The sequence below is a fragment of the Xanthobacter aminoxidans genome, from assembly GCF_023571765.1.
Classification (GTDB): Bacteria; Pseudomonadota; Alphaproteobacteria; order Rhizobiales; family Xanthobacteraceae; genus Xanthobacter; species Xanthobacter aminoxidans.
Genome location: NZ_JAMJXC010000003.1, coordinates 215405 through 234757 on the forward strand (window position 1 = coordinate 215405; position 19353 = coordinate 234757).

At 67.1% G+C, this 19353-nt stretch carries 15 protein-coding genes; 5 read left to right on the top strand and 10 right to left on the bottom strand.

Translation table 11 applies throughout. From position 1 onward, the window contains the following. The first annotated feature begins 11 nt into the window (after positions 1-11). Positions 12-716 (top strand): HisA/HisF-related TIM barrel protein, encoded by a 705-nt coding sequence (locus tag EJ105_RS06460; RefSeq protein ID WP_250165685.1) that lies wholly within the window; start codon positions 12-14, stop codon positions 714-716. Positions 717-901: 185 nt separating this feature from the next. Continuing rightward, positions 902-4369, top strand: coding sequence for an autotransporter domain-containing protein (locus EJ105_RS06465; RefSeq protein WP_250165686.1), 3468 nt, complete (start codon positions 902-904; stop codon positions 4367-4369). Between the two features lie 88 nt (positions 4370-4457). Here the strand turns inward: EJ105_RS06465 and EJ105_RS06470 are convergent, their stop codons facing one another. The 8 genes from EJ105_RS06470 to EJ105_RS06505 all read right to left on the bottom strand — a co-directional run bounded on the left by EJ105_RS06470 (position 4458) and on the right by EJ105_RS06505 (position 12692). Then, the gene (locus tag EJ105_RS06470) at positions 4458-5291 is read right to left on the bottom strand and encodes a triphosphoribosyl-dephospho-CoA synthase (protein WP_250165687.1); all 834 of its coding nucleotides are present in this window, start codon (positions 5289-5291) and stop codon (positions 4458-4460) included. Between the two features lie 19 nt (positions 5292-5310). Further along, positions 5311-6447: an ATP-grasp domain-containing protein gene (locus EJ105_RS06475; RefSeq protein WP_024278733.1), complete on the bottom strand. Its 1137-nt coding sequence runs from the start codon at positions 6445-6447 to the stop codon at positions 5311-5313. A 107-nt stretch (positions 6448-6554) separates the two neighbouring features. Further along, complete coding sequence (locus tag EJ105_RS06480; RefSeq protein WP_250165688.1) at positions 6555-7535, bottom strand: beta-ribofuranosylaminobenzene 5'-phosphate synthase family protein; 981 nt, start codon at positions 7533-7535, stop codon at positions 6555-6557. 8 nt (positions 7536-7543) lie between these two features. Continuing rightward, positions 7544-7978, bottom strand: a complete 435-nt coding sequence (locus EJ105_RS06485; protein WP_024278735.1) for an HIT family protein — start codon at positions 7976-7978, stop codon at positions 7544-7546. Positions 7979-8058: 80 nt separating this feature from the next. Further along, entirely contained in the window at positions 8059-8910 is an 852-nt protein-coding gene (gene pstB, locus EJ105_RS06490; protein ID WP_250165689.1) for a phosphate ABC transporter ATP-binding protein PstB, read from the bottom strand. Between the two features lie 170 nt (positions 8911-9080). Continuing rightward, positions 9081-9920, bottom strand: coding sequence for a transglutaminase-like domain-containing protein (locus EJ105_RS06495; RefSeq protein WP_250165690.1), 840 nt, complete (start codon positions 9918-9920; stop codon positions 9081-9083). Between the two features lie 112 nt (positions 9921-10032). Beyond that, positions 10033-10983 carry an alpha-E domain-containing protein gene (locus EJ105_RS06500; protein ID WP_024278738.1) on the bottom strand — a complete coding sequence of 317 codons (951 nt, stop codon included), beginning with the start codon at positions 10981-10983 and terminating at the stop codon, positions 10033-10035. A 293-nt stretch (positions 10984-11276) separates the two neighbouring features. Continuing rightward, a complete protein-coding gene (locus tag EJ105_RS06505; protein WP_024278739.1) occupies positions 11277-12692 on the bottom strand; it encodes a circularly permuted type 2 ATP-grasp protein in 1416 nt (471 codons plus the stop codon). A 170-nt stretch (positions 12693-12862) separates the two neighbouring features. Between EJ105_RS06505 and EJ105_RS06510 the strand changes: the two genes are divergently transcribed. Then, complete coding sequence (locus EJ105_RS06510; RefSeq protein WP_250165691.1) at positions 12863-13615, top strand: competence/damage-inducible protein A; 753 nt, start codon at positions 12863-12865, stop codon at positions 13613-13615. Positions 13616-13621: 6 nt separating this feature from the next. Here the strand turns inward: EJ105_RS06510 and EJ105_RS06515 are convergent, their stop codons facing one another. Further along, positions 13622-14662, bottom strand: coding sequence for an NAD-dependent epimerase (locus EJ105_RS06515; protein ID WP_284145331.1), 1041 nt, complete (start codon positions 14660-14662; stop codon positions 13622-13624). Between the two features lie 735 nt (positions 14663-15397). Beyond that, positions 15398-16861: an undecaprenyl-phosphate glucose phosphotransferase gene (locus tag EJ105_RS06520; RefSeq protein WP_250165692.1), complete on the bottom strand. Its 1464-nt coding sequence runs from the start codon at positions 16859-16861 to the stop codon at positions 15398-15400. A gap of 917 nt (positions 16862-17778) precedes the next feature. Here EJ105_RS06520 and EJ105_RS06525 point away from each other — a divergent pair. Together EJ105_RS06525 and EJ105_RS06530 are read left to right on the top strand one after the other, a co-directional pair. Then, positions 17779-18834 (top strand): DMT family transporter, encoded by a 1056-nt coding sequence (locus EJ105_RS06525; RefSeq protein WP_250165693.1) that lies wholly within the window; start codon positions 17779-17781, stop codon positions 18832-18834. A 125-nt stretch (positions 18835-18959) separates the two neighbouring features. Next, complete coding sequence (locus EJ105_RS06530) at positions 18960-19250, top strand: hypothetical protein (RefSeq protein WP_029558776.1); 291 nt, start codon at positions 18960-18962, stop codon at positions 19248-19250. Positions 19251-19353 lie beyond the last annotated feature (103 nt).

Genomic DNA, 19353 nt, shown 5'->3' on the forward strand with positions numbered 1-19353 from the left:
CGGACCTCGACATGCAGCTTATCCCCGTCGTTGACCTGAAGGGAGGGGTGGTCGTGCGTGCCCACAGGGGCGAGCGCGAGGCCTATCGTCCCATCGTCACGCCGCTTTCCCCCTCGGCCCGGCCGCGGGACGTGGTGGCGGGGCTGCTCTCGCTCGCCCCGTTCCGCACCCTCTATGTGGCTGATATCGATGCCATAACCGGGGCAGGCCGCAACGATGACGCGATCGCGGAACTCGTCCGCGCCTTCCCCGGCCTCGACCTGTGGGTGGATGCCGGGGAGCGCGATCCGGCCCAGATCGTCGCCCGCGCCAGATCCCGGCTCGGCACCAGCATCGTCGGAACCGAAGTCCTCGGCGAGGCCGACGTGGAGGCGGCGCTCGCCGTGGACGGGGTGATTCTCTCCCTGGACCACGATGCCGCGGGACCGCGCGGGCCGGCGCGTGCGCACCGCGATGCGCGCCTGTGGCCAGCCCGCGTGATCGTCATGACGCTCGCCCGCGTCGGCAGCGGCGAGGGGCCGGACATGGCCGCGCTGGAGCGCACCGGCCGGCTGGCCGAGGGGCAGGGGGCGGCGCCCGCGCTCTACGCCGCCGGCGGCGTGCGGGGGCCAGCGGATCTCGAAGCCCTCGCCCGGGCCGGCGTTGCCGGCGCGCTGGTGGCGAGCGCCCTTCACGACGGGCGGATCGACGCGGAAAGCGCGCGCCGGTGGGCCTGAGGCGCAGGCCGCCATTGGGCTTGCCTGCCGGGGCATGTGCTTAGCCTTGAGCCCGGTTCACTGTTACCTTCCCGCCACACCTGCACATGGAGATGCCGCAAGGGTGCCCCGTGTCACGGAACTGTAGTATCGTTCCCATAGGCAGGGCCGAGCGTCTCGATCCTCCCGCCCGGAATTGCTCTTCCATGATGCTCCGCCTGCCGCTGCTCCATTCGTCCGCAAGCCGCATCGTCCTGGCACTCGTCTGCTCCGGCGCGGCGCTGCCCGCTCTTGCGGGATCGTTCACGGTGCCGCCGGCCTCCGGGCAGCAGACCGTCTCCGGCAGCGATACCGGCACCATTGCCGCCGGCGCGACCCTGAGCACGGGCTCGTCCGCCTCCATCGTGTGGAATGGCAATGCCACGACGACGCCCGGCGTGGTCATCACCAATTCCGGCACCGTCACGTCCACCGGCCGGACCATCGACACCACGGGTGCCTTCACCGGCACCTTCACGCTGACCAACACCGCCACCGGCAAGGTCATGTCCAAGGATGATGCCTTCCGCATCAATGGGCCGCTCGCCAACGGCACGGTGATCGTCAACAACGCCGGCACCATCAGCTCTCAGACCGGCCAGGCATTGGACTTCGACAAGGCGAACGCGGCCACGGCCACCGTCACCATCGGCAACACCGGCACCATCTCCTCGGCCGGCTCGGATGCCATCCGCCTCGGCGGCGGCACCATCGGCATCACCAATTCGGGGACGATCGCGACCACCTCGTCCGGCAAGCGCGCCATCAAGTTCGACACGGCCTCGAACTTCGACACGCTGAAGAGCCTCACCATCACCAACGAGGCGGGCGGCGTCATCACCGGCACCGACGACGCCATCAAGATTTCGTCCACCACCAGCAGCACCGCGGCTCCGGTGATCTCCATCACCAATGCGGGGACGATCCAGTCGAAGTCGGGTGGTCAGGGCATCGACCTCGGCGACATCTATTCCACCAACGCCACGATCACGATCACCAACCAGAAGACCGGCCTGATTACCGCCACCGACAATGACGGCATCCAGGGCACCAACGGCGTCACCATCAACAATTACGGGACCATCTCGTCCTATTACGCGGCCGGCACCGCCGACACGCAGAACAATTCCGCCGTCAAGGTGAGCGGCGACGACCAGGGCCACGCCATCACCCTCAAGGTGAACAATTATGCCGGCGCCCTCATCAGCGGCGCCTATCACGGCATCAAGGCCACCGGCACCGACGACAACCTGATCGTCACCAACAACGGCACCATCGAGGGCCGCAACGGCTCGGGCGTGAATTCCAACGGCACCGGCACGCTGACCAATTACGGCACGATCTCCGGCACCTTCGATCCGGCGGCGAGCTTCGGCGATGGCGACGGCGTGGACTTCGACCACGCCGGCACGGTCCTGAACTACGGCACCATCGAGGGCCTCGGCTCCAAGGGTATCAAGCCGGGCGAGACCAAGCCGAGCACCTCCGAGGGCATCGCCATCGGCGGTGGTCTGATGGTCAACGGCGACGCGGCCCACACCTCGGCGCTGATCTCCGGCGCCAACAACGGCATCCTCATCGACGACAGCAACAGCGGCGATGCCTACGCCGCCGCGACCGTCACGAACTACGGCACCATCCAGGGCCTCGACGGCTACGGCATCCGCTATGTGAACTCCGGCGGCGACCCCACCAAGTCCCTCACCGTCACCAATTACGGCACCATCTCCGGCACCACCTATGCGGTGCAGATGGGCAACGGCAACGACCTGTTCGTGGTCGGCGCGGGCAGCAAGGTGGTCGGCATCGTGGATGCGGAAGGCGGCCGCGACACGCTCGAACTCGCGAGCGGCAGTCAGGTTATGGAATTCGACCTCAGCCAGGTCGGCGACAGCGCCACCTATCGCCACTTCGAGGAAGTGGCCATCGATGGCATCGTGTCCCTCTCCGGCACCAGTACCTTTGCCGGCGACGTGAACATGGGCGAATTGGGTAGCGTTTTCTTGGACCATCTCAACGCCCCTGATGCCCACGTGGTGAGCGTGGCGGGTGGAATCGGCCTGCGGGTCCTGTGGGGCGAAGGCACCATCGGCAGCCTCGATGTGGCAAACCTCATGCTCGCGCCCGGCACCACCATCGGCACCACCGGCACCATCGTGGTGACGGGCGACGTGGCCCTGTCCCATATGCGCTATGAGGTGGATGTGGGGCCGGGCGGCACGTCCGACCTCATCGCGGCCGGCGGCAAGACCACGCTGAATGCAGCGAGCACCTATGTGGATGTCTACGGCACCCTAGATTGGGGTACGCGCTATACCATCCTTTCTTCATCGGGTGGCATCGATGGCACCTTCAGATCACTCGCCGCCTACGGGCCGAGCTATCTCTTCATCGCGCCGGAGCTGAGCTACGACGCGACCCATGTCTATCTGGAACTGGAGCGCAATGGCATCGCCTTCGCCTCCTACGCCGCGACGCCTAATGCCGCCGCCGCCGCGAACGCGCTGGACCGCGCCGGCAACGGGGCGGCGAAGACTTCCGCGCTCTACACCGCCTTCGCCACGCAGACGGACACCGCCAACCCCACCCTCGCCCTCTCCCAGCTGTCCGGCGACCTCTACGCCACCCTGCCCGGTCAGCTGGCCACCGAGAACATGATGGTCAACGACCTCATCCTCGGCCGCTTGCGGCAGGCGGGATACACCAGCGCCAAGGGGGCGGAAGCCGCGCTCGGAGCGGGCGGGCCGGCCCGGGCCTATGCCGACCCGGCGACGCCGGGTGCGCAGGCCTTCAAGGCCATCAAGGCGCCCGAGCCCGGTCCGGTGTGGACCACCTGGGCGCAGGGCTACGGCCAGTGGCTCTCCACCTCGGCCAACGGCAATGCCGCGGCGGCTGACACCAATCTGGGCGGCCTGCTGATCGGTGCGGACGTTTCGGCCAGCAACTGGGTGATGGGCCTCGCCGCCGGCTATTCCTCCGCCTCCACCAGCGCGGACGCGGCGTCGGCGAACACCGAGACCTGGCGCATCGCCGCCTACGGTGGCGCGACCTTCGACGCGATCAAGCTCCGCGCCGGCGCCAGCTACGGCTGGAGCAGCATCGACCAGAGCCGCTTCGTCGCCCTCACCGGTGAAAGCCCGAAGGCGAGCTACACCGGCACCGCCGGCAACCTGTTCGCCGAAGCCGGCTACACCTTCGCGTTCAGCGGCGTGGCGCTGGAGCCCTTCGCCGGTATCGGCTGGACCAGCGTGGATCTCGGCAGCTTCATCGAGAACAACGCGCCTGTCGCCGGCCTGTCCTCCACCGGCACGTCGTTCGACACCGCCTATTCCACACTGGGCCTGCGCATCGCCACCAGCTTCAACGCCTCCGGCATCGTCGTGACGCCCCACGCCTCGGCCGGCTGGCGCCACGCCTTCGGCGATGTAACGCCGCAGACGGTGCTGAGCTTCATCAACACCGGCACGGCCTTCGGCATCGATGGCCTCGCCATCGCCGAGGACAGCATCGTCGGCTCGGTGGGCATCGACTTCGCCTTCGCCACCGGCGCTACCTTCTCGCTAGGCTACGAGGGCATGGCCGGTGACGGCACCAGCTACAACGCCGGCAAGGCGACGCTGGCGGTGAAGTTCTGAGGAGATCGGGCGCGCGGGCAGGGCTGAGCGCCCCCGCATCGCGCGCCCGTCTCGTCGGCCACGGGGAGCAAGGGACGCGCCTGAGGCCTCAGCCCCTGGCCTGCTGCTCGATCAGCGCGGCGAAGATGCTCGCCACGGTGAGGTCGGCGCTGGTGCCCGGGTTAAGGCCGCGGGACTTCAGGCTCGTGTCGAAGGCGAGAAGCGCGTCGTGGCGTTCGCCCGGTGACAGGCCGGAGAGCCCGCCACGCAGCGCCACAGCCTCCTGCCGCACCACCTCCGCCTGCTCCGGCCCGAACTTGCGGGCAATGTGGCTGTCTGGAAGCGTCGCCAGGAAGGCGAGGTAGGCGTCCTCAATGCGCCGCCGCTCCAGCGGCCCGCCGGAAAGCGCGGGAACGCCGAGCGCGAACAGGTCGGCATATCCGGTCACATACTGGCGGGCGATGGCGTCGCGATCGGCGGCGAGCGCCATGGCTGCCTTGAGCGTGACGCTGGCCGGAGCGCGCACATCCGCCTCGGCCGATGCACCCAGGCCGCCGGGCGACGCCGCCGCGATGGCGTGGAAGGCGTTTTCGGCGTCGGCGAGATCCAGCCCGTCGAGCACCTGCACCAGCTGATCCCGGAGCGGGCCGCCGCCCTCGGCCGCCACCGCCAGAGGTGCGCAGAGCAGGATGATGCCGAGATTGGTGTTGCAGCCGGCGACTGCAAGCGAGGCTTCCACCGCCGCCAGCACCCGCGCGCCGACGGAAGCGCCGGCGCGGGCGATGGCAGGAGCCGCGGCAGCGGCCGCCGCCTCGAACTGAGTGGTTTCCATGCCGTGCCCGGCGGCGAAGACATGGACGTTGCCGGGCTTCAGCGCGGACAGCTCGGCAAGGCAGGCGGCGCGGAAGGCTTCCGCCACCTCGGCCGGCGCAAGAGCCCTCATGCGGTGACGCAAGCAGTGCTCAAGGGGCCGGTTCCATCACCGCGCCGAGGCCGAAGTCGCGCAGCAGGGCCTGCGTGCGCTCGCGCATGCGCGCCTCGGCGACTTCCGGCGTGGGGCCGGTGGCGCGCACGGTGCAGAGCGGGGCCCCCTTCAGCACCGAGGCACCTGCGGGCGGGCGGTCGGCCACGAATTCGGGCCATGCATCCTGCGGCACCACCATGTCGTGCGCGGCATAGATGACGCCGGCGGCGTGCGCCTGCGCGGGCACGGGCAGCACTTCCGGCAGCCTGCCGCCGCAGGCCGCCAGATGCAGGCCGAGCAGGGGGGGCAGGGGATCGGTGTCGAAGATGTCGAGGGTGGCACCGGGGCGAGGGTTCACCTCCACCAGGCACCAGCCGTCATCGTTCACCACGAAGTCGAGCGAAACCAGCCCCACCAGCCCGCAGGCGAGCGTGACGCTGAGCGCGCCCTTCAGCATCTCGCCGGCGAACGCTTCCGGCAGGGCGACAGGCCCAGCGGCGCCGCCGTAACGGAAGGGATGTTCCTCGTCCTGCGCGTGCCATTGCCGCGAGGCGCCGATCACCCGGGCCGCGCTGCCATTGGACAGGAGAAGCAGAGAGAGGGACTGCCCGTCGACCTCGCGCTGGAGATAGTGGCCCGGCGCGGGCGGGGAGAGGTCGCCGGGCGCACGCCGCCGGATGTGGGCACCGCCCGCCCCGCCGATCTTCTTCTCCAGCACCGGAGCGTCGCCGAAGGTCTCGGCGGTGGGCGCTTCGAGCGAAACGGCGGGGAAGGGAATGCCGAGATGGGCCGCGAGGGCGGCAAGGGCGATGGGGTCCTTCAGCACGCGCACGATGGCCGGCGCGTTGCCGAGGATGGGGTTGCGCTCGGCGATGCGGGTCATGAGGGCGGTGTCGTCCTCCAGCCCGCCACCCAGCACCACCGGCAGCCCGGTGGGCGCGAGGGAGTGGAGCGCCTGGATCAGGTCGTCGCCATCGAAGGCGCAGCCGTTCTTCTTGTGCACGCGCACGCAGCGCGCGGTGTGAGCACAGGTATCGAGATCAGCGAACAGGTCGAACGAGAGCGCGGCGAAGCCGGCACGGGCGGCGCTGGCCGCCAGCGGCCGGGCGGAAATGGCGATCAGAGCAATATCCATATGGATCCCAGCCTGTTGGTTCGGAGCCCACTTTCGGGGCCTTTTGTGCGGCGCGGCCCTTTGGGGCGCGCCTCCTCCCGTCCTGTCCGGTGCCGCGCCGGAGGTACTCAGAGAGCGATGACGTCCGCGCCCTGATTGTTTCCTCGCACGCAATCGAATGACAGGTTTGTGAACGATGCGAAGCGGTCGCGCAAGGTGGCGGCCAGTCGCGTCGCCGCCTCCTCGCCATCGACGATGGCGAATCCGGTCGGCCCCCAGGAGCTTTGGCCGACGCCGGGGACGCCCTCGGCCTCGATTGCGGCGATGGCTTCCGCAACCTGCGGGCTCAGGAAGCGCCCGCCGCCCTGAGCTGCGGCATAATGATCGCCCAGCACGCGCTGCCAGTGGCCGATGACCCGGCCGAAGTCGTCTGCATCCGCGGCCGCGAGCGCCGGCAGCGCCTGAAGCAGCATCATGTGGCAGAGCTCGGCCGCCTGCTCCGCCGGGAAGGGCGGAAGGGTGGCCATGGCCGCCGTCTCCTGCGGCCCGCTCAGCCCTTCGCGGGCGGTATCGAAGACGAGGAGGATGCGCCAGCTCTCGGGAACCTGGAAGCGCGCAAGCAGGGGCGGGGGCGCGCTGGCCTCAGGGCCGGCGAGCGCCTTGCCGCCGTCGAGGATCACGCCACCGGCCGCAAACGCCTCCATGCCGATGGCCGAGCGTCGGCCACGCCCGAGCACGGTCGCGACCGCGCGGGGCGACAAATCATGCCCGGAGAGACGCGCCACCGCGACTCCCACCGCCAGCGCCAGTTGGGTGCCGGAGCCGAGCCCGCCATGGGCCGGCAAGGCGGCGTCCACGTCGATGGCGAAGCGCTCTTCAATGCCGAGCTTGTCGCGCACCAGATCCCGCGCGCGGGCGGCACGGTCGCTGTCCGGTCCTTCGGCGGCATCCGTGCTGCTGCGGCGGACGCTCACCTCGGTGGCCGGCCGTTCCAGCGCGATGCCGAGCGAGCCGAAGCGGCGGCCGAGCGAGCCGCCGAGATCGAGAAAGCCGAGATGCAGCCGCGCCGGCGCGCGCACCTTCACCCCGGCCGCGTTGCGCAGATCCACGCGGCGGCTCAGCCGGCGAGGGCGGCGCGCAGCCGCTCCGCATGGGCGGCGAGCACGTCGGGCTTCTCCATCTCGCTCGCCGGCGGCTTCATGGGCACACCCGAATGGCGCGGGATGACGTGGACGTGGAGGTGGAACACCACCTGCCCGCCGGCCTCCTCGTTGAACTGCTGGATGGTGATTCCGTCCGCCGCGAAGGCCTTCATGCCGGCGATGGCCACCTTCTTGGCGATGGTCGCCACATAGGCGAGGTCCTCGGGCGTGATGTCGAGGATGTTGCGGGCTGGTGCCTTGGGGATCACCAGCGTATGGCCGGGGCAGCGTGGCATGATGTCGAGGAAGGCGAGGGCCTTGTCGTCCTCATAGACCTTGTGCGCCGGCAGCTCGCCGCGAAGGATGCGGGCGAAGATGTTCTGCGGATCGTAAGCCGGCGTTGCGGTCATGCACGTGTCTCCCTGTTGGGGGAGGAGATTGCAGGGCGCGGGCGGGGGGTCAAGCCCGCACCGGTGCGGCGCGGACGACCTCAGCCGAACCGGCCGGTGACGTAATCCTGCGTCCGCCGGTCCCGCGGGTGGGTGAAGAGGTCCTGCGTGGGGCCGAACTCCACCATCTCGCCGAGGTACATGAAGCCGGTGAAATCGGAGATGCGCGCCGCCTGCTGGAGATTATGGGTGACGATGGCGAAGGTGTAGTGCGCCTTCAGTTCCTCGATGGTCTCCTCAATGCGTGCCGTGGTGATGGGGTCGAGGGCTGAGCAAGGTTCGTCGAGCAGGATCACCTCCGGCTTGAGGGCGATGGTGCGGGCGATGCAAAGGCGCTGCTGCTGGCCGCCGGAGAGGCTGAGGCCGCTCTGGGGCAGGATGTCCTTCACCTCGTCCCACAGGGCCGCCTTGCGCAGCGCCTCCTCGACGCGCAGGTCGAGATCGGCCGGCTTCAGGTCTTCGTTGATGCGCAGGCCGATGGCCACGTTGTCGTAGATCGACATGGGGAACGGCGTCGGCTTCTGGAACACCATGCCGATGCGGGCCCTGACGCTGGCAGGGTCCATGGCGTCGCCGAGAATGCTCACGCCGTCGAGCAGCACGTCGCCCTCCACCCGCTGGTCCGGGTAAAGCTCGTACATGCGGTTGAAGATGCGTAGCAGGGTCGATTTTCCGCAGCCCGACGGGCCGATGAAGGCGGTGACGCAATGCGCGCGCAGGTCGACCGAGATGTTCCTGAGGGCGATGGCGTCGCCGTAATAGAAGCTCAGGTTTCGGACGGAGAGCTTGACCGGAGGCAGGGTCGCCTGCCGGCTGGCGAAGACCGTCGGCGCGGGCAGGCCGGCATGGGCCGAGCCGTCCGGGGGCAGCGACGACGGGGTGTGGATGGACATGGCGACCGATCCTCGGCAGGAGCTGATGTATCCTGCCTAGATCGTCTGCTGCGGGGCGTCCTTGCGCCAGCTCATGCGGCGCACGCGGAATGGGAAAAATCGAGCGACGGCGCCGCTTTTCCGGGGCGCCGGGCAGGACCGCTTCCTGCGCCGGCTCAGCGTCGCTCCGCTCAGTTCTGGCCCTGGCTCTGGGCCTGCGCCAGCTTCTGCGGCGCGCGGCCGTCGAGGGCGCTGATGCGCTCCTCCACGTCGAGGCCGGTGCTGCGCAGCGCCTGCACGCCCACGGCGTCGAGGCCCACGGCGAGGCGGACGTAGTTCTCCGTGCCGCAGATGTTGCGGCCGGCGTCGAACGAGACCCAGCCGATCTTGGGCACATGGGCCTCGGCCCAGTGCCGTGCCTCGCCCTCACCCTCCTCGCCGTCCTCGGGCACGACATAGCCGGAGATATGGCGCGCCGGCAGACCCAGGTGCCGGGCGGCGGCGGTGAAGACATGGGCGATGCTGCCGGCGCAGGCGGTGCCCGCCTTCACGGCCTCGGCCGCGCTCAGGGGATCAGCGAGGGTCGGCCCGTCCTGCTCCTCCACGGTCTCGTGGACCTTGACCATGAGGGCGTGAAGCTGGGCCAGCGGGTCGTCGGCCGGCGCCTCGATGTCCGCCGCGAGGGCGGCGAGGGCGGCGTCGACCTCGGTGAGGTCGGTCTGGCGCAGGAACAGGGACGGCGGGAAGCGCTCCACCGTGCCGCGCACGATGCCGGTGGTGTCCTGCGTCTCGATCTCGCCCTCGGCACAGACGGTGAGGTGATCGGCCGGCCCGTCCACGGAGAAGGTGTGGCAGAGGTTGCCGAAGGCATCCTCCTGGGGGTGCAGGCGGCAGTCGGAATTGAGGTCCAGCGCCCAGCGCAGGATGAACTGGCCCTCGTGGGCGCGCGGGGTCATGCGCACGGTCACGGCCATGTTGCGGGTGCCGGGCTCGAAGCGCTGGGTGATCTCGTGGCGGATGCGGATGCGCATTGCGGGCGTCCCTGGTGACGATGCGGCGCGTGCGCCGCGACTGACATTCCCCCCCCGGCGCGAGCCAGCCGCGCCGACGGGGAAGCTGATGGGGCCGCGAACGGCCCCGGGGTCAGGTCAGATACTGCTCGGTGATCTCGGCGCCGAGCTTGTTGTTGTCCGAGATGAACTCGGAAATGAACTCGTGCAGGCCGGTCTGGAAGATGTCGTCGATGGACTTGTTGGTGAGCCGCGCCAGCATGGCACGTGCCTGCCGTTGGGACGGACCCTGCCGACCATAGACCGAGGCGATGTCGTCCAGATTGCGGGCGAGGCTGTCGTAGCAAGCGGCCAGCGAGCGCGGCATCTGCCGGTTCAGGATGAGCAGGTCCGCCACCAGCCACGGCTTCACGCTGTCGCGATAGACCCAGTGGAATGCGGTGAGCGCCGAAACCGAGCGCAGGATGGAGGCCCACTGGAAATAATCGAGCGGGCCGCCGATGTGCTCCTTCTCCGGCAGCAGCACGTGATACTTCACGTCCAGGATGCGGGCGGTGTTGTCGGCGCGTTCCAGCTGGGCACCGGAGCGGGCGAACCAGTAGCCGTCATTGCGCAGCATGGTGCGGAAGGTCGCGCCGTCGAAGCGCAGCGACGTTTCCTTCACGAAGGCGAGGAAGCGCGAGAGCTCGTCGCGCGTCAGCGCACGGTTGGGGAAGTTGCGAAGCTCGATCCAGGCCGAGTTGATGACGTCCCACATCTCCGAGGTCAGCGCCGTGCGCACCGAACGGGCGTTGGTGCGGGCTACCTCGAAGCAGTTGCGGATGGAGGAGGGGTTCTCCGACTCGAAGGCGAGGAACGACACCACGTTCTCTTCCTTCGCCTCCTCCAGCGGACCATAGCGCGCGACGAATTCGTCGGCGCAGCCGGCGGTGAGCACGGCCGAACTCCACTCGTTGGTGGAGCCGCCGTAGGTCACGGGCGTGTAGGCGAGGCGCTGGGAGACGTCGAGGATGCGGGCCAGGCAGTCGGCGCGTTCGACGTAGCGGGTCAGCCAGTAGAGGTTGTCGGCGGTGCGGGAAAGCATGGGGAGCCCGTTGCGGAAGGAGAGGGTGCGCGGCGCGGTTCAGCCGCGCTCAGGCGTCCTGCACCCGGATGGCGTGGTGCCTCCGGGGGCGGTTCAGGCGGCGGAACCGGGCGGGGCCCCGGCTCCGGCAATGGCACGGGCCGGGATGCCCGTGCGCGGGGAGAAACCTGCATCAACGATAGCGCTCACGCGCCGAAAAGCGAGAGCGCGCGTGCCCGCGCCCATGCGTCCTGCACCCAAAGCACGAGCGTGCCCGCTCATGCGTCCAGCACCCGAAGCATGAGCGCCGCCGCTCATGCGTCCAGCACCCAAGTGTCCTTGGTGCCGCCGCCCTGGCTGGAGTTCACCACGAGGGAACCCTCCTTCATGGCGACGCGAGTGAGGCCGCCGGGGACGATGCGCACCTTGTCGGAGCCGGACAGGATGAACGGGCGCAGGTCCACGTGGCGCGGCGCGATGCCCTTTTCCACCAGCGTCGGGCAGGTGGAGAGCGCCAGCGTGGGCTGAGCGATGAAGTTCGCCGGGTCCGCCTTGAGCTTGTCGCGGAACTTCTCGATCTGCGCCTTGTCGGAGGCGGGGCCGACCAGCATGCCGTAGCCGCCGGAGCCATGCACTTCCTTCACCACCAGCTCGGGGAGGTGCTCCAGCACATATTTCAGATGGTCCGCCTCGCGGCAGCGCCAGGTCGGCACGTTGGGGAGCAGGGGCTCCTCGCCGAGGTAGAATTTGATGATATCAGGCATGTAGGAATAGACGGCCTTGTCGTCGGCGACGCCCGTTCCCACCGCGTTGGTCAGGGTGACGTTTCCGGCCTGATAGGCGCTCATCAGCCCCGGCACGCCGAGCACGCTGTCGCGGCGGAAGGCGAGGGGGTCGAGGAAATCGTCGTCGAGGCGGCGGTAGATCACGTCCACGCGCTTCGGCCCCTCGGTGGTGCGCATGTAGACCACCGCATCCTTCACGAACAGGTCGCGGCCCTCGACGAGGTCCACGCCCAGCTTGTCCGCGAGGAAGGAGTGCTCGTAATAGGCCGAATTGTGGATGCCGGGGGTGAGGATGACCACGTTCGGCTCATGCCCGCCGTGGGGCGAGAGCGAGCGGAGGGTGGCGAGCAGGTCGTCGGCGTAGTTCTCCACCGGCGCGACGCGGTGCATGGAGAACAGCTCCGGGAACAGCCGCAGCATGATCTCCCGGTTCTCCAGCATGTAGGAGACGCCGGACGGGGTGCGGGCGTTGTCCTCTAGCACGTAGAATTTGTCGGGGTCGGTGCGGACGATGTCGATGCCGGCGATGTGGACGTAGAGATCGTGCGGCACGCGCTGCCCGTTCATCTCCGGGCGGAAGGCGGGGTTCTGGTAGACGAGGTTCTCCGGAACGATGCCGGCCTTCAGAATCTCCCGCTTCGAGTACACGTCCTTGATGTACATGTTCAGCGCCTTGACGCGCTGCTCCAGCCCGCGCGAGAGGCGGGTCCACTCGTCCTTGGTGAGGATGCGGGGCACGATGTCGAACGGGATCAGGCGTTCCTGCGCGTTCTGCTCGCCATAGACCGCGAAGGTGATGCCGATTCTCCGGAAGATGAACTCGGCCTCCTTGCGCCGGTGGTCCAGCACATCCTGGGGCACCTCGGCGAGCCAGCGCTGGAGGGTCTCATAGGCCGGCCGTACCGCACCGTCGGTACTGGACATTTCATCGAACGCATGCGGCATTGGGATCGACACTCCACGCCCCGGGGAAGCTCCCCATGAACTTAACAAACATCGTGCCAAAGAAGTGCTAAACGGGAAAGCGGAGCGAAGGCGCCGCTCACGCTTTAAATATGCCTAGATTTTGGGCGGTTTTACCCCGGCTGACGCCGGCAAGGGCAGGGATCTGAGACATGGGTGAGGCAGGCGACGCGCGATCGGTCACGGCTGCGCTGATCGTGATTGGCGACGAGGTTCTCTCCGGCCGGACCAAGGACAAGAACATCGGCCACATCGCCGAGCGGCTGACCGACGTGGGCATCGACCTGCGGGAGGTCCGGGTGGTGGCGGACGTGGAGGAGGACATCGTGGCGGCGGTCAACGCGCTGCGCGCCCGCTTCGACTACGTCTTCACCACCGGCGGCATCGGCCCGACCCATGACGACATCACCGCCGACGCCATCGCCAAGGCCTTCGGGGTCTCCATCGACGTGGATCCTCGCGCCCGCGCCATGCTGCTCGAATACATCGCCGAGAAGGACCTGAATGAGGCGCGCCTGCGCATGGCGCGGATTCCCGCCGGGGCCAGCCTCGTGGTGAACGAGGTGTCCAAGGCGCCAGGCTTCCGCATCGAGAACGTCATCGTCATGGCCGGCGTGCCGCGCATCATGCAGTCAATGCTGGAGGCGGTGCTGCCGGAGCTGCGCAAGGGCCGGCCCATGCTCTCGCGCACCATCCTCGCCGAGGCGAAGGAGGGCGACATCGCCGCTCCGCTGCGCAGGATTGCCGAGACCTACCCCGACGCCATCATCGGCTCCTACCCGTTCCGCGACGAGGTAGACGGGCGCTACAAGACCAATCTCGTGGTGCGGGCGCGCGAGCCGGAACTGCTCGCCACCGCCGGAGACGCGGTCGCCCGGATGGTGGAAGACAATGCGGGCGACTGACGCCGCCTAGTCGTTCTTTGCGATCTGGCCGAGCCAGACCTCGCGATACCACGTGGCAAAGCGGGCGATGCCCTCCTTCAGGGGGGTGCGCGGCGCGAAGTCCACCGCCTGGGCGAGGCTGGTGACGTCGGCGAAGGTGGCCTGCACGTCGCCGGCCTGCATGGGCTGGAAGTCCAGCTCCGCCTTGCGGCCCAGCGCCTCCTCGATATGGCCGATCAGCGCCATCAGCGGCTCGGGGCTGTGGTTGCCCACATTGTAGATGCGATAGGGCGCATTCGAGGTGGCGGGGTCCGGGGCCGCCCCGGTCCAGGCAGGATCGGGCGTCGCCGGCCTGGGGAGCAGCGCGACCACGGCGTCCACCACATCGTCGATGAAGGTGAAGTCGCGCTGCATGTCGCCGTTGTTGAACACCTTGATGGGCCGGCCGTGCCAGATGGCGTCCGTGAACAGGAACACCGCCATGTCCGGCCGTCCCCACGGGCCGTAGACGGTGAAAAAGCGCAGCCCGCTCACCGGCAGCCGGTAGAGGTGGGAATAAGCGTGGGCCATCAGCTCGTTCGCCTTCTTGGTGGCGGCATAGAGGCTGATGGGGTGGTCCACCGTCTGGTCCACCCGGAAGGGCAGGTCGGTATTGGCGCCGTAGACCGAGCTCGACGAGGCATAGACGAGGTGCGCGACGCCGCCATGGCGGCAGCCTTCCAGCACATTGCCGAAGCCGACGAGGTTGGAGTCGATATAGGTCTCGGGATGCTCGATGGAGTAGCGCACGCCAGCCTGCGCCGCGAGATGGACCACATGGCTGGGCCGGTGGCGGGCGAAGACCTCAGCGGTGGCAGCGCGATCGGCCAGGGTCAAGCGCTCGAAGCTGAAGCCGGGATGGCCGAGGAGCCGGGCGAGGCGGGCCTCCTTGAGGCGCACGTCATAATAGGCGTTGAGGTCGTCGATGCCGACGACGTCCTGTCCCATCGCAAGCAACCGCTCGGCGACGGCGGCACCGATGAAGCCGGCCGCGCCGGTAACGAAGATGGGAGCATTGGTGAAGGTCAAGAACGGTCCCCGGACAGAACGCGCCGGACGGCGGAAGCTTCGCCGGGGTCGCCCGCATTCTTAGATCAGCGCTCCCGCGGCATCAACGCGCCCAAAGGGGAGGGGTGCAAGGCCGGCCGGCCGTGACGGAGCGAGCCGCCCCCGTTCATAACGGTGCTGGAAGGAGAACACGACACGACCGGGAGCCATCTCCCTCGCGCCCGCCTTGGTCCGGAGTTGGTCCAGGCTATGAGGGGCGGGGTGAACTGCGGGCGGGCACTTGGCGCCTCGCGTTCTCACCTCAGCTCACGCGGACCATAAAGATGATGTAGGCCGAGCAGCACAGCATGCCCCACAGGGCCAGGACGGATTCGGCTATCATTTTATCTGCCCCCCAGCAGTCGTTAGCGCGATTGTTGCGCTGCATTTACTCAAATGGTTGGGGAGGGGGCGATGGAAAACAGTCCGACGTTCGCTTTGATCAAACGGTAGGGTTAATCAAATATTGTCGGGGATCTGGGACGACATTGCGCGCTCGGACGGGCGAGCGGCAATGGCGACCGCAGAAGGAATTGAGGTCAAGACTCGCGACCGCTGGCAGGAGCGCTCTTGCGGTCCTTCAACGATCCATCCGATTGGTGCGGGAAGCAGGAGGCACAGCCGCCGAGCGAACGACGCTCCCTTTCAGTCGCGCATCCGGACGCCTCATATCGAGGCAGGAGAACGGGCCATGCCGCCGGGCTCCCCCACAGGGCCTCAGTAGGCTTCCTTGCGCAGGACCTCGAGGAAGGTCTTCAGGATGATCTTGATATCGATCCAGACCGACCAGTTGTTGATGTACCAGAGGTCCATCTCGATCCGGCGCTCCATCTGCTCAAGCTCCGCCGTCTCGCCGCGGAAGCCCTGCACCTGGGCCCAGCCGGTGATTCCCGGCTTGACGTGGTGGCGGAACGCATAGCCGGAAATCAGCTTGGAATATTCGTCGTCATGGGCGATGGCATGGGGCCGCGGCCCGACGATGGACATCTGCCCGAACAGCACGTTCAGCACCTGCGGCAGCTCGTCGAGGCTCGACGCGCGCAGGAAGCGGCCGACACGCGTGACGCGCTTGTCGTTGCGCTGCGCCTGCACCACCTTCGAACCGTCCTCCATCACCGTCATGGAGCGGAACTTGTAGATGGTGAATTCGCGGCCGCCGAAGCCGTTGCGGCGCTGGCGGAAAATCACCGGGCCACGGCTGTCGAGCTTGATCGCGGTGGCGATGATGGCGAACAGCGGCAGCAGCAGAAGAACCGCGCAACTGGCGACGGCGATGTCCAGAAGGCGCTTCTGCGCCAGTTCGAAGCGCGACAGGGGCGCGCGCTGGACCTCGATGGCGATGGACGAGCCGAAATCGACGCGCGGCGCATCAAGCAGCTCGCTCACGATCTCGTCCGGCAGGAGCTTCACCGGAAGCGGAACCGAGCGCAGTCGGGCGCGCACGGCATCAAGCCGATCCACGTCGCTCCAGGGCATGGCGAGGACGATTTCCTCGACGCGGTGCTGCCGGGCGAACTGGAGCGCTGCCTTGAGCGCATCCTTGTCGGACGCGGAGAGCAGCTCCTTCGCCGAACCGTCAGGCGTGGAAAGGCTGAAGCGCCGCACTTCGTTCAGGCCGAGGCGCACCAGCATGTGGGCCGGTACCACCTTGGCGAGTTCGTCCGCGTCGCCGACCAGAATGGTCGCGCGTCCCTTCACGGCGCCGCTCGCGATGGCCCGGCGCAGCCAGACACCCATCGCCCAACGCGACACCGGAAGCGCGACAAAGCCGAGAACGGCAAAAGTCCCGGTCGAGATGCGCGACGTGCTTCCCGCCACCTTCAGGCAAAAGATCACCGTTGCGACGACGAGGATCGCGAAGGTCCAACTGACCATCGTCGCGCGCACCTCCTCGACCACACGCACCATGCGCCAAGGCTTGTACAGACCACGCGAGATGGTGGTCAGCACGAAGGCAACCGCCGCGAGAATTCCGATGCCAATGGGTTGAGTGACCTCGAACCCGCCGCTTGCTTGCGCCGAGAACAGGAAATCCACGAGGACGCTCAGTCCCAGGATAAGGACGACGTCGGCCACAACGAAGAGCGGCGGCATCGACGCGTAGTCGAGCGTGGGGGTGCCCCCCGACCGATGCGCTTCGCTCGCCCGTTCAACCCGCATGTTGTCCGTGGAAAGCGACATTCGTCCCTCAATCGGCAGATGGCTACCGTAAGGAAGATTGAAATTATAGGGTCAACATAGCACTCGGTGCTTGAATCGACAAGCGAGTAAAAGATGTGGCCGCAAGCGTATATTCCAGTGTCACAAGTCTGAAATATTTCAGTTTCACAAGTTAAGGCGGGATTGTTTTGGAAACGTGCTCAATCTATGGTGGCGACGGGTGGCTACGGCGAGTTGATTGCCCAAAAAGCCGAAGATGGCATGCGGTTTTTAGCCTGACGTCATATGGCTTGGATTGGGAGGTTGATTCAGATCAAGTTCGGGGCCCAAGCTTTAGGCATTGCTGCACTGCAAAATAAATTCTAAGTGCATGTGGGGGCGATGAAAGCCCTGCAATTTGGCAGTGTGCTGCTTCCGTTGCCACGCATCGAAGTCGCATTTAGATCGTTTGTCGAATGCCCCATTTCGCGGGGGAAATCAACCATTTATGCAATCTCGCGCAGAGCCCGATCGGGAGGGCTGTCGCGAGCGTCCCTGAAATCAAACGGTCGCGACATTGCGTCGCGGTGAGCTTGATGGCGCTGTTTCCCCTCTGCTCCGGCGCAAGTCTCCAATCCGGGATAACGCTCTGAGCTAGCAGGCGGAAAAGGGGGCAGATCGGACCGATTGAGAGTCGCATTCTACGAAAATAGTCGCTGCAGTGCACAAGTGCCAAGCTCGACACCGTATGGCCTACGCCAAATGTGCCGCGGAATCCGTTTCTCGGCGCCCCAAAAGGGCATCCCGCAGGGCGCCATTTGTCAGCAAATCCGGGCGCCTAGTTCGTCCATGGGCGCGGCCCCTCTTCCAGACGCAGGGCTGACGCCCTTCACCTGCGCGCATTGCATGCCCATCCAGCCGGCAAGGCGCTATAGGGACTGCTCACCGGACTTTTGCTCATGAATGCCCCAGCAGGCATCGCCCTGCAAATCAGCGCCACGTTCTTCTTCGCCATCATGTCCGCGCTCGTGCGCTTCGTGGCGGACGACGTGCCGAGCGGGCAGGTCGTGTTTGCGCGCAGCGCCTTCGGTCTCGTCCCGCTCGTCATCTGGCTGCTGTGGAGGCGGCGGATGACAAGCGCGCTCGTGACGCGCCAGCCGTTCGGCCATGTTGTTCGCGGGCTGGTGGGCGTGAGCGCCATGTGGCTCAGCTTCGCAGCGCTTGCCTTCATCCCGCTCGCCGAGGCCGTTGCCTTTACCTATGTGACGCCGCTGGTCGCCGTGCTTCTCGCAGCCGTTCTTCTGGGAGAGCGTGTGCCCGCCTATCGCTGGGCGGTGCTCGGTGTCGGCTTTGCCGGCATCCTGTTCATGCTGTGGCCCTCCTTCACCCATGCCTCGCTGGGGAGTGGACCGGGGCCACTGATCGGCGCGGCCATGGCCCTGGTTGGGGCCGTGATCGCCGGGCTCGCAGTGACACAGGTCCGGCATCTGACGCGGACGGAGACCAGCGAAGCGATCGTCTTCTACTTTTCGACCGTCGCGTCTCTCGCGGGTCTTGCGACCTTGCCGCTGGGGTGGGTGGTTCCCGACCTCCGCACCAGTCTCGTTCTCATTGCAACCGGCATCGCCGGCGGGCTGGGCCAGATCCTGATGACCTCGGCGACGCGCTATGCGCCTGCGTCCGTCGTGGCACCTCTGAACTATGCGACCTTGATCTGGGCCACCCTGTTCGGGGTGCTCGCTTTCGGCGAATGGCCCGATTCTCTGGTGCTGATCGGGGCGGGAGCGGTCGTTTCAGCAGGTCTTGTGCTGGTGTGGCGTGAACGCCACGGCTTGAAGGTGCCGGCGCCGGGCCTGCGTCAGGCGGACGGGCCAGCCGGTGACACTGTCAAGTTTGCGGCCGTTACATCTCAACGTACTAGGCTGGATGATCCGGTCGTTGCCCGCCCTGAATCTTACGTTGTGGAAGATGAAGGCGAGCAGGAACTTCCGGTTCGTTGCGCGAGTTCTAGGTAGCAAGGTAGGTCATTCCCGGTGAAACTCCAGTAGATTTCCCGTCTGGCGTGCACCGGTCTTTCGGCGATTGTTGCGGCGCCACAGAGCTTGTGGTAAACATGGCTCACCTAATCGGAGTGCGGGCGATGGCGAAAGTTTCCAAGATCAAGGCGGCGCTGACGGGCGCTGCTGTTGCGGGTCTGGTCCTCGGAGCGGTCATGCCGTCGCAGGCCGCTGGCCTGTGGGGTGAGCGTTTTGCTGCTCTGCGCAGCAATGCCAACTTCCAGCCGGCCAATCGTTTCGGCGCCCAGGCTGCTTCCAATAGCTTTGGTGGCTGGAAGTGGTCGCTCATCCAGTATCGCGCTTACAAGTACGACCAGCGCATCAGCAAGTTCCTCGGCCGTCCGGTTTCGCCGTTCTGCCGCTTCGGCTGCTGATCTGCCTTACAAGCCCAATCAAGTGGCCCACTTCCTGTGTTCCTTGACCGTCACGATAGCGCTGGTCAGGGGATGCGTGAGGCGGGCCACTTTCGTTTGAAGC

Excerpts from the sequence above, each read along its gene's own strand:
- EJ105_RS06460 (WP_250165685.1), top strand. The coding sequence starts at position 12 with ATGCAGCTTATCCCCGTCGTTGACCTGAAGGGAGGGGTGGTCGTGCGT.
- EJ105_RS06465 (WP_250165686.1), top strand. The coding sequence starts at position 902 with ATGATGCTCCGCCTGCCGCTGCTCCATTCGTCCGCAAGCCGCATCGTC.
- EJ105_RS06470 (WP_250165687.1), bottom strand. The coding sequence starts at position 5,291 with ATGAGGGCTCTTGCGCCGGCCGAGGTGGCGGAAGCCTTCCGCGCCGCC.
- EJ105_RS06475 (WP_024278733.1), bottom strand. The coding sequence starts at position 6,447 with ATGGATATTGCTCTGATCGCCATTTCCGCCCGGCCGCTGGCGGCCAGC.
- EJ105_RS06485 (WP_024278735.1), bottom strand. The coding sequence starts at position 7,978 with ATGACCGCAACGCCGGCTTACGATCCGCAGAACATCTTCGCCCGCATC.
- pstB (WP_250165689.1), bottom strand. The coding sequence starts at position 8,910 with ATGTCCATCCACACCCCGTCGTCGCTGCCCCCGGACGGCTCGGCCCAT.
- EJ105_RS06495 (WP_250165690.1), bottom strand. The coding sequence starts at position 9,920 with ATGCGCATCCGCATCCGCCACGAGATCACCCAGCGCTTCGAGCCCGGC.
- EJ105_RS06500 (WP_024278738.1), bottom strand. The coding sequence starts at position 10,983 with ATGCTTTCCCGCACCGCCGACAACCTCTACTGGCTGACCCGCTACGTC.
- EJ105_RS06505 (WP_024278739.1), bottom strand. The coding sequence starts at position 12,692 with ATGCCGCATGCGTTCGATGAAATGTCCAGTACCGACGGTGCGGTACGG.
- EJ105_RS06510 (WP_250165691.1), top strand. The coding sequence starts at position 12,863 with ATGGGTGAGGCAGGCGACGCGCGATCGGTCACGGCTGCGCTGATCGTG.
- EJ105_RS06520 (WP_250165692.1), bottom strand. The coding sequence starts at position 16,861 with ATGTCGCTTTCCACGGACAACATGCGGGTTGAACGGGCGAGCGAAGCG.
- EJ105_RS06525 (WP_250165693.1), top strand. The coding sequence starts at position 17,779 with ATGAATGCCCCAGCAGGCATCGCCCTGCAAATCAGCGCCACGTTCTTC.
- EJ105_RS06530 (WP_029558776.1), top strand. The coding sequence starts at position 18,960 with ATGGCGAAAGTTTCCAAGATCAAGGCGGCGCTGACGGGCGCTGCTGTT.